Origin of the sequence: Pseudomonas sp. 9AZ, from assembly GCF_902506525.1 — a bacterium.
Taxonomy (GTDB): domain Bacteria; phylum Pseudomonadota; class Gammaproteobacteria; order Pseudomonadales; family Pseudomonadaceae; genus Aquipseudomonas; species Aquipseudomonas peli.
Genome location: NZ_LR733840.1, coordinates 3700280 through 3717944, shown reverse-complemented (window position 1 = coordinate 3717944; position 17665 = coordinate 3700280). Strand labels below are relative to the sequence as shown.

General features: G+C 51.0%; 11 protein-coding genes and 1 pseudogene. 7 read left to right on the top strand and 5 right to left on the bottom strand.

Features of this window, described 5'->3' with window-relative positions; all coding sequences use genetic code 11:
• Positions 1 to 19: 19 nt before the first annotated feature.
• The 3 genes from ALTER154_RS17310 to ALTER154_RS17300 all read left to right on the top strand — a co-directional run bounded on the left by ALTER154_RS17310 (position 20) and on the right by ALTER154_RS17300 (position 1874).
• On the top strand, positions 20 to 904 hold the full coding sequence (locus ALTER154_RS17310) for a hypothetical protein (RefSeq protein WP_160088869.1): 885 nt from the start codon (positions 20 to 22) through the stop codon (positions 902 to 904).
• 40 nt (positions 905 to 944) lie between these two features.
• Complete coding sequence (locus ALTER154_RS17305; RefSeq protein WP_160088867.1) at positions 945 to 1202, top strand: hypothetical protein; 258 nt, start codon at positions 945 to 947, stop codon at positions 1200 to 1202.
• Positions 1203 to 1436: 234 nt separating this feature from the next.
• The gene (locus ALTER154_RS17300; RefSeq protein WP_160088865.1) at positions 1437 to 1874 is read left to right on the top strand and encodes a hypothetical protein; all 438 of its coding nucleotides are present in this window, start codon (positions 1437 to 1439) and stop codon (positions 1872 to 1874) included.
• A gap of 67 nt (positions 1875 to 1941) precedes the next feature.
• Here the strand turns inward: ALTER154_RS17300 and ALTER154_RS21070 are convergent.
• Positions 1942 to 2250 (bottom strand): annotated as a pseudogene (locus ALTER154_RS21070) (transposase); the annotation flags it as partial.
• Between the two features lie 338 nt (positions 2251 to 2588).
• Here ALTER154_RS21070 and ALTER154_RS17290 point away from each other — a divergent pair.
• Positions 2589 to 3095 carry a hypothetical protein gene (locus tag ALTER154_RS17290; RefSeq protein WP_160088861.1) on the top strand — a complete coding sequence of 169 codons (507 nt, stop codon included), beginning with the start codon at positions 2589 to 2591 and terminating at the stop codon, positions 3093 to 3095.
• Here ALTER154_RS17290 and ALTER154_RS17285 read toward each other — a convergent pair.
• From ALTER154_RS17285 to ALTER154_RS17270, 4 genes are all read right to left on the bottom strand, one after another.
• Positions 3082 to 3513 carry a hypothetical protein gene (locus tag ALTER154_RS17285; protein WP_160088859.1) on the bottom strand — a complete coding sequence of 144 codons (432 nt, stop codon included), beginning with the start codon at positions 3511 to 3513 and terminating at the stop codon, positions 3082 to 3084. The two genes, ALTER154_RS17290 and ALTER154_RS17285, sit on opposite strands and share 14 nt — an antisense overlap.
• Before the next feature lie 10 nt (positions 3514 to 3523).
• Positions 3524 to 3844 (bottom strand): hypothetical protein, encoded by a 321-nt coding sequence (locus ALTER154_RS17280; protein ID WP_160088857.1) that lies wholly within the window; start codon positions 3842 to 3844, stop codon positions 3524 to 3526.
• Between the two features lie 226 nt (positions 3845 to 4070).
• Complete coding sequence (locus ALTER154_RS17275; protein WP_160088855.1) at positions 4071 to 5015, bottom strand: hypothetical protein; 945 nt, start codon at positions 5013 to 5015, stop codon at positions 4071 to 4073.
• A 358-nt stretch (positions 5016 to 5373) separates the two neighbouring features.
• Positions 5374 to 9621 (bottom strand): TIR domain-containing protein, encoded by a 4248-nt coding sequence (locus ALTER154_RS17270; RefSeq protein ID WP_160088853.1) that lies wholly within the window; start codon positions 9619 to 9621, stop codon positions 5374 to 5376.
• Positions 9622 to 10639: 1018 nt separating this feature from the next.
• Here ALTER154_RS17270 and ALTER154_RS17265 point away from each other — a divergent pair.
• Genes ALTER154_RS17265 through ALTER154_RS17255 form a run of 3 tightly spaced genes read left to right on the top strand, consistent with a single transcriptional unit; the run spans position 10640 to position 17405 of the window.
• Positions 10640 to 11512 (top strand): YafY family protein, encoded by an 873-nt coding sequence (locus ALTER154_RS17265; RefSeq protein ID WP_160088851.1) that lies wholly within the window; start codon positions 10640 to 10642, stop codon positions 11510 to 11512.
• Between the two features lie 17 nt (positions 11513 to 11529).
• Complete coding sequence (locus ALTER154_RS17260) at positions 11530 to 13110, top strand: hypothetical protein (RefSeq protein ID WP_160088849.1); 1581 nt, start codon at positions 11530 to 11532, stop codon at positions 13108 to 13110.
• A gap of 5 nt (positions 13111 to 13115) precedes the next feature.
• Positions 13116 to 17405: an AAA family ATPase gene (locus ALTER154_RS17255; RefSeq protein WP_160088847.1), complete on the top strand. Its 4290-nt coding sequence runs from the start codon at positions 13116 to 13118 to the stop codon at positions 17403 to 17405.
• The last annotated feature ends 260 nt before the right edge of the window (positions 17406 to 17665 follow it).

Below are 17665 nucleotides of genomic sequence, written 5' to 3'. Positions count from 1 at the left end.
ACGGAGTTCTGCTCAAGCTATGACAACTTCCCCTATCAACTGGCCAGAGCTGGTATTTGATCCGGTTATGATGGCTCATATCGACCGCATGGCTTCACGTCGTTTTCCCACCCAAGCATTAGCCGAAGAGGCCGGAACCTATGTGATTGAGCACTTGGCCCATGACGACTGGAACCGCTGCCGCCAGTTCAACGGTAGTGCTAAACCGGAAACATTTTTAAAGGTAGTCATCTCTAGGGCATTGGAAGACTTTTCCCATAAAAAATTTGGCAAACCGCGCCCCCCCGTCTGGCTTAAAAATCAGGGGCAAATGTGGGTCACTGTTTGGAAAATGGTCTGTCTAGAACGGCAAATGCCGGAGTCCGTCAAGCAGGCCATGAGCACCATCAACAGCAGCTTGGAAGATATCAGCGACATCATTCGTACGATTAAGGCACGATTACCTTGGTGCGGCGAGGTTACTCTCGAAATCCAAGCTCCGGCTACCGATGACAATGAATTTAGCGTCGATGAGTTTGGCAGTACCTGTTCGCTGGAACAAATGAACGACAACCAACAACAACAGAGCTGGCTGTTATTTTTGGCGGCTCTGTTAAATCATTGTGACGTTACCGATTCCACGGAATCGATAACAAGGTATTCACAGTTACCTTTGTTTAAAAAAAAATTACAAATATTTAATCAGCACCTAGCACTAAGCCATGAAGAGCGCCTTTTACTGACACTGGTCTACCAGGAAAATTATAAACTGACAAATGCCGCCAAAGTGCTGGGGCTCGCAGAACATCAACCTACTCGTGTCCTCAAGAAAATTCATCAGCGTATTGAATCAGGCCTTGCACAGCTGGGGATGTCGCTTGACGAGCTCAAGGCTATTTTTAGCGATGATATTCAGACGGTTTGATTTCACAGGCCAGTACGTCTGAATACATAAGGAGACACAGATGACTGATAACATCAACGAGTTTAAGGATCGTATCTCAGCCATTTTGGCGCTGGGTGCTAAGGTCGACGACGACGTTCGGGGGCAATTTTATGTAGATGATCAACTATCCTATGTGTTGACACTTGTGGACGACAATATGCTGGCAGCTTTCATTGACGGCACCCTAACGCAACAAGACCGCATGGCTGTCCTGCAACTGCTAGCAACCGACGATGATGCGCGCGGGCTCTGGTTGAATGTGTTAGCGAATGACTGAAGTCACGCACCTATCTGTAAGGTTTAGAGCTTAAATACAGCATTGATTAATGCCAGGCCTATTTAAATTAAAACCGTAAGCAAGCAATTGCTTAAAAGCAATTCTGTCATTGTGCATTTCCTAGATCAAAAACTATGGCATAATATAACTAATGAGATCAATGTCAATCAACGTTGACAGAACAATTATCCTTATGAGGCGTTTCTATAAATGTTTTGCAGGAGCACCTGATTTATGATTGCGCATCTGAAGATTTCGAGCCTAGTTAGTCTGCTTTTGTTTAACCTATTTCCATACATATCTGCTCACGCCGAAGAGACGTCCAGTTTCCAACCCACTTACCACCTACTGACAGCGCTAGAAGATGGATATTACGGCTATTCGGGGCGCAGACCAGAGGAGACTATATTTGTGATGGTCAAGGACGGCGAGCCCGTCGTTTTCTATCCAAAGGATGGAATACGGACCAACTGTAAGCCCAACTACCATGATGATAAAATCTTCTTCAGAATGAATACTTATATCAAGGGTATTGATCTCCTGAGGGGCAGCATTGGCAGTATGCCAAGTAGCTTTAATAAGAACACGGACACTTCGGGCAAGTACGCCGCCATCAGCGAGGTGAGGACCGATCTGCACTTAGCTTGCAGTGGAAAGATAGTGCGAGAGTAAGCTATTACTTGAGCATGCCTTTCATTCCCAATTCAATTCCACTGGGGAACTGGCGAGTCTTCTGTTGACTGCGCAGCTTGCCGGCAATTTGTTCGGGAGAAAAGCGTTGTCGCAACAGGGCAATGAGCAGTTCAAACAGCTCGCTCCCAGGCAGCAATCGCTTCGCCGGCCGACAAACCTTACGGCGCTGAGCGGTTTTGACTTAGGCTTCATGCGCCACATACCTTCCAGAAGAAGCCGTATTGCGGCGAAGCTCTCGGCTGACAGTGGATGGACTACGATTCATCATCCGACCAAGGGCTCTTGGTCCAAAGCCATGCAACTGGCCGATCTGAATCGTAACGCGCTCTTCAATGCTGAGTTCGTGGTAGGTCATAGCGGTAACACCTTACTGGAAAGTCAGGTGTTGCACTCAGATTCCGCGGTCGCCGAGATTTATTATTAGTTTCAACCGTTTGAAGTGGTGTTTAACTTTCAGACAGGCTGATGTTTCGGGGGTTAGTATCATAAGTGATGAATCTAAACTGGCCTTTGCAGTTTTAAAAAAAATTGGGCACTGCGCTAGATTTTTCCTTTATGAGTATTGTCGACATAAGGCCATGGATTAGAATCCTGCTCGGTTTCATGGCTATATCACCCGGCTAAAAATATGGGCGCAAAAATATGTACAGAGTTAGCGCTTAATAGTGGCATTAATTATTAATGGACCCTCCGATGTATTCACGTTTATTTTTGATTTTTTTGTCCTTTTCCTTGTTTTCTCATTGCACGCTGCCAGAACGCGATGTTATCAACATTCAGTTACTAGACAATGTGCGGGCGGGTGTTTTGGTTTATCAGGTTTATGATATTTCTGAATCTGCGATTGGGCGTATTGAGCAGGCCGATGAGCAGCCGTTAAATGTGCAGTTTCTGGTGGCGTCCCTGATCCAGCGTGCTTGCTTGAATGATGCGGATGAATCCCTGCGCTCCTGTGAAGGCGATACCGGCCCGTTAGACTGGTTTGCGTTATCTGCTACCACACTTTGTTTGACAGCAGAGAGTATTGCTGGGCGTGGTCCAGTAACAAATAATTTATGCCTGATATTTCCTCATGGTATGCCGTTTATTGCCGACTTCGAGGAAGAGCCTAAAGTCGTGAGCCTGACTTTATTGACTGGAGAAAAATGGATTGAAAGTGGCAGCATTTATATCGAAGTGGTTGAAGTTAATCTTCATTAAGCTCATCAAGTACTTGCAATGCTTTGGCGTAGTCCTCTGCATCAAACCAAAATTCAGGCAACTGCCCATAGTTTTTTTGATAAACATCGTTTACTGCAAATTGCCAATGCACCCAATTGTCTTGCTGGCTTGTTTTTATTTTAATTGTCGAGCACTCCCACTGTCCGCATGCACAAGCCATAAGCGTAACTAAACTATTCTGATGGCAGCTTTTTTTCCAGTCTTCGATAACAAACTCTTTCACTGATTCCATGCTTAGGAAAATGTCGCCCAAAGTAGTGGCGTTGTTTCTTTCTGCAGCAGTTATCAGTTCTTGTTCAATCGAAATGCTATTTACATAAACAGCTAAAAAACTTTCATTCTTGTGCTTATTATGACTTGAAAGTCGTGACTCCCAGATAAGTTTCAACCGATCCATAATGCAGTCCCTAGCTAGTAAATTTCAAATAAATCTCTTCAATAGTTTGCCAGCTAGCTTGAAATCTCCAGCTTTCCTCCCACCAATGGCAGGTATTAGCGAGATCATTTTTAATCAAATTGATAAGTTTCGCAGAGTTTATTTTGGTGTCGGAGTTTAATTGGTTTTGATAGTAATGGTCTAACAGTAATTTATTTAATAGCGCAAAAATATCGCAGGAATCTAAAGGCGTAGCCTTATAAGCTAATGCAGCATTACTTAAGTCGGACAAGATTGCTCGGATATGTTGGGGCGGAAGACTTGTTGGAGCCGTAAAATAATTTTTATCCATATCATGACTCGCTCGTAACATGATTTTTAATCGTTTAAATAAATGAGTGTGGCTATATGTAAAACTATTTACAGTGCTCTTGTTTTCTACGCTAGCGCAGTTCAGTTTAGAGAAATGCACCGAATTCGTTAGGGAGTCGTTGAAGAAACCCGATTTGTTCAGCATAGCCGCTCTTAAGAATCAAGTTAATTTTGGCTGTACAAGGATGGTGTTCTTCACAAGCTTGCTAGTCCGTACCTTGTAAATATTGGCTTTGATGGCAGGCAATGCTGTCTTCAAAATTATTTAATATCATTTCAGTGTAGTATTTGAGCGGCCCCAACGTTAATTTCTTGGCCCAAAAGCAAAAAGATTGCGGATAGTTTTGTTGAATAAGATAACTCTCTAGCATAGGCACCACGCGGTAGCCCAATTCGGGTTCAGTGGTATCTGCCATCTCGTCATCAATTGGCTCTGGCATATCCAGTGCTACATAGGGCAATACGTGAAGGGCTAACGCGTCACCTTTTTGCAGTTGTTCGGCAATAACATCGAGTGCCTGGTGTTCGCGGCCGTCACGTGCCATCGCATAGGCCAGCAGTCGGCGATCTTCATCGTTATTCGAGGCCAATAGAATTCGATCCATATGAGTGGATAACAGATGCCAAGCATCACCAATATGGGGGCCACGTGCAGACGCCATCATCCGCGCAGTCAGGTAGGGGTGTGTGACAAATGCGCTGTGTAAAAAACTGATATCACGCGGGTCATCCAAACGCTTCCAGTTACTCATATGGTCGAAGTAATCCTTCTGGACTATTCTGTGTGCTTCGTATAGCCAAACTTCATCTTTTGCGCTTAAGTAGCCGTAAGGAGTGATTAACTTATCCCAGTTATTTACTATCATAGCTTTTTGTTTATCGCTGCAAGGTGTCATTTCTTCACTCAGCATTTGCCTCGGCGGGGTTACTAGCTTCACTAAACTCATATCCGGCCATCCAGCTGCACACACAACGCCAAGAAATTCGCCTAATGCTTGTCTATCTTGAACTTGCTTTAAGTCATAAAGCTGTGGTGGCTTTTGTTTTGGTGGGGAACTGGTGCAGGAAAATAAAGAAAAGATAAAAATAATCAGCAACGAACGCCTAGAGATGAATGGGTTTTTATTGAGGTGATAAAATAATATGCGCATTGCTGAACATTCCACCAAAGGCTAGATACTAAAATACAAGAAACCGCTATTGCATTTGGGGCATTTTTCATCTTCCTTGCCAGTCAAATGAAACATCTCTTTGGTATTTTCACTGCCACAGTGATCGCAGTTGCAGTGGCTAGTAGTTTGATAACAAAGACGGTTGCCGCAGTTTAAACAAAGACGATCACGATTGTTTGGATTTATGGTATTGACCAAAAATGTGCATTCAGTGCAAAGTACTTGACCTACAATCATTTTCACTACTCCATTCCGGAAGCTGTGGACCTTTCCCTAAAAACCTAGATCATGCCGACGATGGAATTTTTAGGCGACCGTAATGTTATTAACGGGGCGTTTATTGATTACACTCTCTCTCCGCTAGTTGCTTAGCACTTAGCGGAGCCATAAAATATTTATTTCGCTCTAGCTCGGTTAAACAATTCCGTCCTGCAGGCAAGCGGCTAATTGACTGTCCAATAAAATTAAAGGGGTCGAGTATAGGCCACAAGGTTTTTTCACCCTGCATATCCACAATAAATATTTGTTGGGTGGTCTGATCAAATTGCGCTGTGCCCGACCAATTATGATTAAGCGCGAATTCTTGCAGCCGCGTTCCTGTGGCAAGGGACCAGAGTGCCAGCTGCTTTTCATTGCTGGGTGCTAGAAGCTGCGTTGAGCTTGGGTCAAATCGAAAGCGAGCAATTCCTTCAAACGGAATACGTTGGCGAATTTGCCCGGTGGTCATATCAATTAATTTCAACTCATCTATTTCTATCTGTCGCGCACTTTTGTGCATATTCATCAAGTCACTGGCTTTTATTGGTTCATCCGCATTGGATTGCTGGTGATATGTCACTGCAGCCCACTTTTGATCCGGTGAAAAAACGACTTGCTTGGTTAGCCCAGGAAGTTTGAACCGCTGTTTGGGGGTATTGGCACCCAATTTCCACTGCGATAAGTAGGACGCAGAGCACTCTCGCTGCTCGTTTTGACCCTGGCATTGGTGCGATACAACTAACACTTGCTTGCCATCATTTTCGAGCTGCACTTGCTCAATTAAGTGTTGCTCTTTAATGCGTCCCAAGTGCTTAAGGGTGCGGGTTGCATAGATGTTTAATTCGCCATCCAGACCCGCCAGCGCAAAATAACTACCGTCAGGGCTGAAACTGATGGCACTGATAATGGATTCCTCCATCAATTGAACTGGATGCTTATCAACTATACCCCCTGCCGCGTAGACATAGGCTCCGCTGCTATTTGTCCCAACCACCAGAGCCGCTCCATCAGCAGCAGTTTTATGGTTAAACATCACTTGCGTAATGTCAGACGGAAAAGTTAAGCGAGCCAAGCGTTCTGCGGTTGGTAGCTGCCAAATAGACACAGCATTGATATTGGCCGTAAATGCATATTTGGCATCAGCACTAAATCCTGCCTGGTTATAAGAGCCATCAGCAGAAAGAGCAAAGTTTTGTGTGAAGCTATCTACTGGTTTTACTACAAGCTGATCGCTATCTCCGGTCATGATCGCCACCGAATGACCTAGTTCTCCTGCCGCTACAGATTTTATATTCCGCGCGCGCATTTGCAGCGGGGTTAATTTTCCTGAGCTTATATTCAGTTGTAATACAGTTTCAGAATCCATCAGCAATGCTGCCTGGCTGCCATCTTCACTTAGCACTAGCTTTTTCAGTTTTGCCGAGGCGGCTGATGGCGGCAGGGGCACTGTACCCTGGGCACCGTTGATACTGTAGTGAAGGGTCTGGCCGATGACTTGTGCCATCAATTGATGCAGTCCGGCGTCTGCGGTAAGGGCACCCTTTGCTATAACAGGCGCATTTGTTTCTGATATCAAAGAACCATCCAAAGAATACACAGCCCGATGGTCGTCACGGTATACCACCTCAAGTTGCAGTTTGCCCTCACCTTTTAGAGCTACATAGTGGATTCGACGTTGATCCAGCGTAAGGGTTTGATATTTTTTACCCGTCACGCTTGACCAGATGTTCACGACGCCATCGGTCGATGCTGTTGCAATCCACTGCCCATCGCGACTAAAACTTGCCGCTCTAACCGCTGCGGCGGGATAGCCGGGGTGCAAGCCGGGGTGCTCAAAGCGATGAATAATTTGGCCGGTTGGCACATCAAGCAACAGGACGAAATTTTTGTAAGTAGTAATAAGCAGATGGTTTCCTTGATGATTAAATGCCAGTGACGCAATGCCAGGGATTTTGGGGATAGCAAATTTGCGCAGGGATTTACCCGAATGCATATCCAACATTTCTACCTCAGGCACCTCTGCACCACTTGTTATTGCGACCAGTCCAGCTTTGTCGGAAATGGTGACCAAGTCAAAGCTACCTTTATGGCCAAGGTTGGTTATCGGCTGCGCCTGTCCACGCTGCCAAAGTGTGGCCAGGTTAGTGTCATTATTTGCTTCAGTTAAAAACCATTGATTGTCGGGACTGACAACGCTTTCACTCCAATCAATGTTTGTTTCTTGTACCCGATGTGCTAATTGCGGGCTGCCCGCAAAGGTGTCCCAATGCGCAAGCGTGTGTGTATCGGTCAGAGCAAAAACACTGTCATTACCAAACGCGATACCCACATTCTCTTCCAAGCCAGTAGTAATATCTCCCAACCACTGGCCACTAACTGTTGACCATAGCTGTATGCCTTTTGCAGAGTAGGTTACTACTGCTTGCTGTTTGCCAAAGCCGTTATCAACAAAACGTGCATCCCAAATTTCGTCCAAGTCATACATGTGTCGGGACTGTAGTGCTTCAGTGCGAGGAAGCTCAATTGGTTCGCCTGTGTTTGCGTCAAGAATGATGGCTGTCCCATCGGCCGAACTGGCTAAAATCAAAGTCGAGTTGGCATTAAAGCGCGCCTGAGTGGGGATATCGTCGAACTCATATTCCCATTGTTGCTGCCCTGTGCTTAGGGACCAAAGACGCACTTTATTGTCCAGAGAGCGAGTTAATAACAGCTCGTTCGTCGAGTCTAACTCCAGTGCCACTATACGTTCTGTAAGTAGATATTCTTTTAACTTCTTATTATCAATGACATCCCAAACGATGGCGTGACCATCATTACTCACCGTAATCAATTGGCGACCATCTGTGCCAAAAATACCAATATTTGCTAAGTAGGGTTGGGGGAATTGAAATAATTGATCGTCAGCCTCTGTATTAAGTAATAAAGGTTTTCCTTTATCGCCCAATAAAATAATTTGCCGAGAGTCAGGTGAGAATTGCGCGGAGTATAGATGCTCACCCAGCGTTAGAGTACGTTTCAACGTCCCGCTAGCTAGATCCCAAATGTACACTTGCTGTTCGTGATCCGCTGTTAACAGCCAGCGACCGTTTGGGCTGATAAAGGCTCGGTAGGGCGATTGCGGATGTTCAAGTTCATGCACTACTTTGCGCAGCTTTGTATCCCACACCAAAGCGTTGCCATTTTTTAGTAAGGATAAGAGTAGACTCTTATCTTGCGATACCGTCCAAAATAACACCTCATCCCGATGGGCAAACTCCGCCTGTTTATGATTACTTACGCTGGCGCGATAGAGCAGGTCTAGCGCCGGTTGATGTAGAGGGCGATCTCCACCATAGGTGCCAGGCAGCGCATTTAACGCCAGCAGCATCGCTTTATCGGCCTGGCCCTGCGCCAGTTGCTGATCCGCCTGAAAGGTAAGAAAACGACTTTCGTTTGTCAGTGCCTGATTACGTTGCTGCAGTGCCAAATGTTCATTGGCTTGTGCGATTTGCCGCTGTTGGTAAGCGATACCACCGGCAGTAATTGCCAGCAGGGTCAATGCCGCCATGCCGCTCAGCCACTGCCGCAAGCGACGTGCCTTTTGCTTTTCCTTAGCTAGCTGGTGGGATTTGTCTCTCTGGGTCAACTCGCCCAGTGGAATTGCCAAAACTGCGGCAATAATTTTCAGTAACATGAGCTGCAATTGCTGATTATATGCCTCAACGGCAGCCGCAATTTTGGCAGCACTCCAATTGGTGGTGGTTTGTAAGTGTTGTCGATAAGCCGCGGGGGTGGTCCAACCCTCTTCCATCAGCCCGTTATGATTGATCCGAAAATCAGCGGCAATAGGTTCTGCGCGGCAGGCTGTCAGATCCCCCTGCGCATCAGTTTCAAACTGCAAGGGCAGTGGAAAACATTCATCACTTAGCTGAAACCCGGCTGCGGTCTTGGCAGTATCCCAACTGGCATTGGGCTCGCCTGCGATCATGGCGGCGATAATACGATCCGACTTGCCCAGCTTTTTAAAAAACAGTATTTCATCGGCCACATAACTGGAGGAGACCGCATTGGGTGAACAAATAACCACAAGTAAACGCGATGCACTCAATGCCTGCGAGATTGAGTTGCCAAGATCTGCGTAGGCGGGTAGCTCTTCCTCGTCGCGAAAAACCGGGTAGATGCGTTCTGGAATGGGCTCATTACGCAAATTCAACTTACCCACTAGCTCGGCAGGCACCTCGTAGGTTTCCAGGGCATGGTGCAGCCAACTGGCCCACTGTCGTCCTTGAGCTTTGTTGTCGGCGTGACGGTAAGAAATAAACGCGTGGTACTCGCGGGGGTGGGCCATGTAAATAGACTCGAATATTTAATAGCTACAATTTAAATGACGGACAGAATCTGAAAAGTGAAATTTATTCCGTCAGAATTTTCACTCCCCTGGCTCCTTGAGCGCTTGCTAAGAGCTTCATCGCAGTGTCTCACCCTGCACGCCGAGGGTTGCTGGAGCGTGTCGATGCCTTGCGGTCGGGCACCTTCTCGAAATCGTACAGCGGCAGGCCGTCGATATAATTGGTGGTCAGCAGCGTCGCTAGCACACGTGTGCTAGCGAAGTTTTTTTGATCAGCTGCGCCAGCTGGCGGCATTCATCGGAGGCGTCGCGCAGCCACGGCAGACCGAGGTCTTGCAGACATGTTAGTTCCTCGGATTCCTGTGGCAAGTTTGATTGAGCGAGATGAATATGGGCTAGTCTATGTCTGGCATCCAGCGTCGATGAGTCGTTAGAGCTCACTCTTTGGCCTTCGAGCATTCACCTGTAATGGTGGTTCGTGGCTAGCCCATAATTGACGGTGAGAACGTAAGAGTGGCCGGGAGGATGCCGAGGTGTGATTTGATGTCATCTTGGGGGCCATTCTGGCCAAAGCAGACACTGAAGCTATTTTGCGTTTTGTGCAGAAATTTAATGCCCCGGAACAGTGCCTATCTGAACCATAGAAGACTCCCGTTTGGAATCTGCCTTGGAAGCTGATTTGAATGGACTACTCGTACAGGGTATGAGGTTCATCTCAATCAGATGAACTCCGATCCTGTTCTATCGACCGGATGAGTTCGCGACCCCAAACAGATCTCGTTTCGTTGAAAACCAGCGAATCACGGCAACATCTTTCTTCCCTGCGACCTCGGTGGAGCAAGCCGTCCCCAGGCATCTTAACTGAAAGCAAATCCGGCAATATATGGCCCAAAGCCATCGCTCGGGTTACTGTCTGCATTATTTTGGCAGTGCGCTCGAATTATTGTCTGTGCCACTGACACAGCCTGTCAGTCGTCCTCGCTAGAGTCGCCGCCAAGTTCACCTAAAAGGATCCGCTATGGCGGCCACCGATCACGAAACTTTGGCCTTGCGCCTGGCCGATACCCTGCGGCTGCTGCAAAGCGGCGAGCGTCCTACGCGGCTGCAACTGGCCGAGCGTTTCGGAGTCAGCGAGCGCACCATCTACCGAGACCTCAACCGTCTAGGCGATGTGATCGAGCTCGGTACCGACGGGGTCTACCAGTTGGCTCGACAGTATTGCAGCCGTCTGTCCCCCGCCGACCTGCAGACCTTCGCTCGTATCAGTGGCGTCGAGCAGCTTTTCCCGGCCAGTGACCGGCGCTCCTGGCTGGATTTACTTAAACCGGGCCCCGCCAGCTTCCTAGTGCGTGACGGCCATTTTGCCGCCGAGCGTCCGGACAGCCGCGACTTTCGAGAATTGAGTCGGGCGATCGAGCAAAAGCGCCGGTGCCAGCTGAACTACACCGGCAAGCAACGCCGTATCGAGCCCTACCGGCTGATCCACAACAAGGGCATCTGGTATCTGGCCGCCACCGAAGAAGGCCGCCTCAAAAGCTTCGCTTTCGCCCGTATTGATGCCTTGCAGCTGCTGGACGAATCCTTCTTTCCAGACCCTGCCACGCAGACGCAGATCGAGAGCGACGATGACATCTGGTTCAGCAAAGACCGTCTCGAGGTCACCGTCCAGGTCAGCGCCAGCACCGCCTACTACTTTCTGCGGCGTAATGTCCTACCGCACCAGCAACTTATGGAGCGAGAGGCTGACGGCCGCCTGCTTCTCCGCTGCCGGGTTAATCACCCGAACCAGCTGTTGCCGATCATCCGCTACTGGATTCCCCATGTACGCATTCTCGAACCCGCCTGGTTGCAGCAGCAACTGCGCGACGAGCTAACCGACTATTTGCACTAACAGCAGGACGACTGGCAATGACTGAAATGGAAAAGACCTTGGGCGACGACTACGACAGTGACAACAGTATCGACTTCGATCAAGTCACTCAGAATCAGGCCGAGTACCTCGAAGCCGAGCTGTTTGATGGCGACCCTAGCAGCGCCGAAAAGACCACTGAGGTGGTCACCTCCTTTGTCGACTCTTGCAACGCGCGTGGTGAAAAACCGCTGGACCAGTGGCTGAGTGACGAATTTCGCAAGTACCCGCATTTGTGGAGCAGCGAAGAAGAGCTGCTGGGTACCAGCCAGCAGGTAATAGCTTCGACCCTGGCCTTCAACCAGTCGCGCGAATTGCTGCACGCGCACATGGACAAGGGTGGCAGTAAGGCTTCGTGGCTGGCCGGCGAGATCGAGAAGAATGCCGCCCTCTCTGGTTCGGTGCATGTAGGGCAGTACGCCGGGGGCATCGACCAGGCCCTGGCAGCTGCCACAAACAACGCACGGGACATTGTCACTACGCTCAAGGGCGACATAAATCGCAACCCGCACCTCAACGGCCTGATTGCCGAACAACACCACGTTGACACGTTCAATATCGACGCCGTCAGCAAGGGAAGCCCTTACCGTGCAAGGGTCGTGGGCTCCCAGGAAGTGAACTCGGTGGATATCGAGATCCTCGACGGCAACGGCAATGTGGTCGGTAAGTACCAGTCCAAATACGGTACCGATGCCGACGCTACCAAAGAGCTGCTCAACCGAGGTGACTACGAAGGGCAGAAACCGCTGGTGCCCGAAGGGCAAGGCGCGGATGTGCCCGACAGTGCGGAAGTGATCGAAGTCGATGGCGTGAAATCTCGCCCGCTATCCAAGGAAGAAGCCAGGCAACTGCAAGAGAAAGCCCAGAAGGAAGCTGAATCGCGCCAATACGACTGGAACGACACCAACCGTGCCACTATCGCCCGCCAGATCGGCAAGCAGGCAGTAGTCGGCGCGTGCATCGCTGTGGGCATGCAGGGCACGCGAATTCTTGCGCGGCGCTTCTGGAACCGGCTGAACGGTAGGGAAAACCCCAGCGCAAATGACGACCTCAAGGACTTCTTCGAAAGCTCGCTGCGCGCCGGCACCAATACTGCTGCGCAAGTGGCGGTTTCCGGTGCCGTGGTTGTGGCGGTGAAAAATGGTTGGCTCGGCTCGGCGCTGCGTAATACACCGGCGGGGCTGATCACCAATATCGCCTGTGTCGGTCTGCAGAACGCCAAGGTTCTCTACAAATTCGGCAAGGGCGAGCTGACCGGTGAAGAGGCCATCGACGCCATCGGCAACACCACGGTAACCACCATTATGGCCATCGCTGGTGCAACCAAGGGCGCTGCGCTGGGAGCGGCAATCGGTACGGTGTTCGGCCCGGTGGGCATGGCCATTGGTGGTTTCGTCGGTGGCGTGGCCGGTGGCATTGCTGGCGGGCATATCGGGGAAGTGGTGTATGAAGCCGGCAAGTCGGTCGCCAGGACGGCCACCAGGGTGGCCGCCGTTGTGCTCGAGGGTGCGGGGCGGGCAATCGAATCGGCGGGTAAAGGCCTGCGCAGCCTCGCCTCCAGCCTCTTCTCTGTATGGTGACCGCCATGAGCTTGCTCGGCCTTAAGGACAAGATCAAGTCCCACCTGATCGCCGGCTACCCCGGGCTATACATCCACTCCGGCGAAGAAGCCCGGGTCGATACCATGCTCCAAGATGTCGCGAGTCAGTTGTGTCTGCATCCCAAGGAGTGGAACCTAGGCTATGGTTGGGTGGACTTTTTCAACAAGCAGCCACGGGGCAGCCAGGGGCCGAAAATCGATCTGGCCGAAAGCCTGCCGTCGCTGCTTGACGACGATCTCGACCACAAGCTGTTCATCATCAAGGACGCCCGCAGCGCCCTAGAAAATCAGCCGCTTGCAGTGGCACGGCTTAAGCAGTTGCTCAACCGCATCCAGCGCCATCACCGTGGAAAGGCGGCGGTGGTGCTGGTCTCGGAGACCTTGCACATTCCATCGCAGATCGAGGCGCAAATTACTCTGCTGCCTCTGCCACTGCCCCGGGAAGAGGAAATCACTAGCCAACTCGACGCGGTATGCAAGGAACTCGATCTGTTGGTGCCTGAGGCCCTGCGCCAGCGACTGCACGCAGCGTGCAGCGGCCTGAACCAGGAAGAAATCCGCTCCGCACTGGCGATGGTACGCCAGCGCCACGAGCAAATTAGCGATGCCGCCCTGGTTCTGATCCAGCATGAGAAAGAGCAGATCATTTCCAAGAGCGGCGTGCTGGAAATGCTTCGAGTAAGCGAAAACTCCACCGACATTGGCGGCCTGGAAAATCTCAAGACCTGGCTGAGTCGACGCGCACATATTTTCCGCCGCCTCAGTGAAGCCCGTGAAGCACGTGTACAGGCGCCCAAGGGTGTACTCATCGCAGGCATGCCCGGCTGCGGTAAGTCGCTCACCGCCAAGGCCGCCGCCGGTCTGTTCCAGTTGCCGCTGCTGCGTCTGGACATAGGCTCGCTGCTGGGTAAATACGTCGGCGAAAGTGAGCATAACATGCGTCGCGCCCTGAGCATGGCCGAGTCGGTGAGCCCGTGCATCCTGTGGATCGACGAGCTGGAAAAAGCCTTTGTCGGCATGAACAGCGGCAGCGGCTCTGAGGTCTCGTCGCGGCTGTTCGGCTACTTTCTGACTTGGATGCAGGAGAAGACAGGCGCCGTCTTCGTCATTGCCACTGCCAACAACATCACTGCCCTGCCACCAGAACTGTTGCGCAAGGGACGTTTCGACGAGGTGTTCTATGTCGGCTTTCCCAATGCCGCCGAGCGGGGGGCCATTCTCGACATACACCTCAAGGGCGAGGCTCTAGAACTGGAGCCTTCGCAGCGTAGCAAGCTGGTTACCCAGTGTCGCGACTACGCTGGGGCGGATATCCAGAACGCAATAAACGAAGCGCGGGAAACCGCATTTCTGGAAAGTCGCCCACTGACATTCGAAGATCTCGAAGTCGCTATCGAACTGACTGTGCCACTAAGGGAAACCCTTCGCGACCAAGTTGCTAAGTACGAGGAGCTGTTCGAGAAACTCAAGCTCAAACCGGCTTCGACCAGTGATGGCCTGAGTGTGGCGCAGATGATTCAGATGGCCGACAACCATAATGCGTTGCGTCGCGAAGCAGTCGCGCGAGATGAAGACTGTCCGGATGACCTTCTGGAGAAGCTGGTTGGTGATACAGACCCCAAGGTTCGAATCGCGGCATACGGCAACCCCAATTGTCCGGAGAAATTGCTGACATTGCGGATCAACATCGAAGAGGGCCAGCCTAGCTTCGACCCTGCGCTGCTTCATTTAGCCTGCCTGCATCCTCACGCTCCCCATGATCTGATAGCAGCGCAGTTCGAGCGCCTCAAGCTTGATGCCGAACAACGTTGCCAATTGGCGAGAAAAACTGAAGACGAGTCTTTGCAACAACTCTTGCTCGCTGATCAGGATTTGTTGGTACGCCGCGCGCTGGCTGCCAACAAGGCAGTGGGTAAGGTCGAGCAACAACAGCTTGCCATGGATACGACCGTTACCGTGCGAGAACAATTGATCGGTAATGACAATCTCCATCCCGAGGTACAGGAGCAACTGGCCCGAGATCCATCCTACGAAATACGCGAGCGCCTCGCCCGCTTCAATGGGTTGAGCGAAGCTGCGCAACTTCTGCTCGCTCGTGATGAAGACTTGGACGTGCTTGAGGCCCTAGCCAGGCGGACGGGGGCCGAAGCCCTTCCTGACGTGGTGCAGCTGGCGCTAGTCAAGCGCGATCCAGAGGTGCGTGAGGCCTTGGCGCGCAACGACAACCTAGGGGCTCCCGCGCAATTACTGTTGGCCAGGGATCCTTGCATTAAGGTGCGGCGCGTTCTTTCCGAACATCCCAATCTCACCAACGCTGCTATTCAGTGCCTTACTACGGACGTCGAAGCAGTACAGGTCAGTTTGGCCGGTAATCCTCATCTGGGGTCCGCTGTGTTGCAAGCGGGCTTGAGTCAGCATGAGTCGGAGTCCGTTCGTAGCTCTTTGGCGGGTAATCCCGCGCTCAATATCGAGATACAGGCACGGCTGCTAAAGGATACGAACCCAGCTGTACGAGAGGCGTTGGCCCGTAACGCCAATCTAGCCGAAAGCCTCCTTGAGGTATTGATGCTCGATGAGCACGACGATGTCCGCAAAAGCTTAGTGGTCAGGCGCGAATCGATCCCTCCGTGCGTACAACGACACCTAGTAAAAGATCCAAATATCGATATCCGCACATACCTTGCACGTGCCTCGGGTCTTCAGGTCGACGTGCAGCAACAACTGGCAGGCGACCTGCCCGAGGTTCAGTACCAGCTGGCGGGTAACACCTCCCTAAGTGCTGAAATCCAGCAGCGCCTGTTTGAAAGAGGCAGTTTGGAAACACTCGCGGCGCTAGCTGGCAATCAGGCCCTGACGGATCCGGTGCAAGCCCAGCTCGCCGATGACATCAATGTCGCGGTACTCATTCGGTTGGCACAGAACCCGGCGCTGGCAGGGGCGGTCGCCGAAAAATTGATCCACAACGTGGAGTCAGTGCAAAAAGCCTTAGCCGTAAACCGTAACTTGAGTTCAGCGCAGTACATGCACCTGTATGAGTGTGGCAACGCGGAAGTACGCGAAACGCTGGCAGGGAACAGGGGGATCGGTGAAGACTTAATGAGCTTGATTTGCCAAATAAAAACGACAGCCGTTAAAGGCAATAAGGGCATTTTTGGCAGCGCCGTATTTGGTACCAATACAATTGAGCAGGAACAGGGCGCGAGCGGGGAAAAACAGGTACTTGCCGCACGAGGTAACTTGCCTGGTCATCTGCAATCCATGCTGTTGAAAGATGGCGAGCAGTCTGAGGCCCTGCTAGAGGCGCTGGCCGGAAACGCCACACTGACGTGCTCTGTGCAGCAGGCTCTTGTCGGAGCCAAAAGTCCTAAAGTCAGGGCCAGGCTCGCCGCCAACGAGGCAGCTAATATCGATATTCTGCGTCAGTTGCTCCGCGCCCCTGAGGCTGATGTGCGTGTTGCGTTGCTACGTGATTGGTGGATGGATAGCTCTATGGAACTGGAGTTATCCCGGGATAAGGATGTGTTTGTTCGTTGCGCCGTCGCCGCCAAGGCGCGCCTTGGTAAAAGTGTGCAAGTGGAGCTCTCTCAAGACCCGGACGAAACAGTACGCAGTTGTCTTTTGCAGCGTGATAACCGTGAATTTTTTATCTTGCATAGGCAAGCTCAGGAGATTCTTGCGCATGACAGTGAACAGTTCATCCGGGAACTCTTGGCTGCATACCCAAATCTGACACCTCCGGTGCAGTTACTCCTAGCCGAGGATGAGGAGGTCAGCGTTCGTGAGGCTTTAGCTAGGGGGCATGATGCGTGGCGCGGGGAAGCTCTTTGCGAAGAGGCTCAGTTGTGTTTGGCCCGCGACTATTACAGCAGTGTGCGCTTGGCCTTGGCCGAAAATTGCAGCTTGTCCCACGCGGCCCAGGCGCTGTTGGCTCAGGATGCCCTAGTGAGCGTGAGGCTGAAGCTGGTGGAGGTATCCAGTTTCCAGCGTAAACTTACACCTGAGACCCAGAGAATTCTGGTCAAGGATCATGACAGCGAAGTCCGCCAAGCACTGGCGATCCACCTGTTTAGTTTGCTCGCTCAACCCAGTGAGGAGGATGTGCAGTTGGCCCTTGTCAGCGACTCGGACTCAGACGTTAGGCTGGCAGTCCTCGCTTGCCTGAGATACGGCGATACGCGAATGAGTGATGCAGTTAAGGAGCGATTGCTGGAGACGCTGGACGGCGATACTCGTCAGACCGTAGAAGAACTTTTGGACAGCTGTGAGGACGACTGACTCTCTGAGCGGTGCCCCCAACAAGAACTGTTCCTACAGGTTGCTTCAGCAGCTTGTAGGAATAATTCTTCGACTAGACCATAGGGGTTTTTCTCGACCAACTCACCAAGTTTCTATCTCAAATCGGGCTCACCTCGCACGCTTTTCTACGACTGACTCAAGTCCTGCCGGCCCCGCGCCGATGTGTCGGGGTTGTGGCCCTGACCCCGCTTACTAGGACTGTCATCGTCTAAACTTGGCAAACCATTCTCGACCTGTTT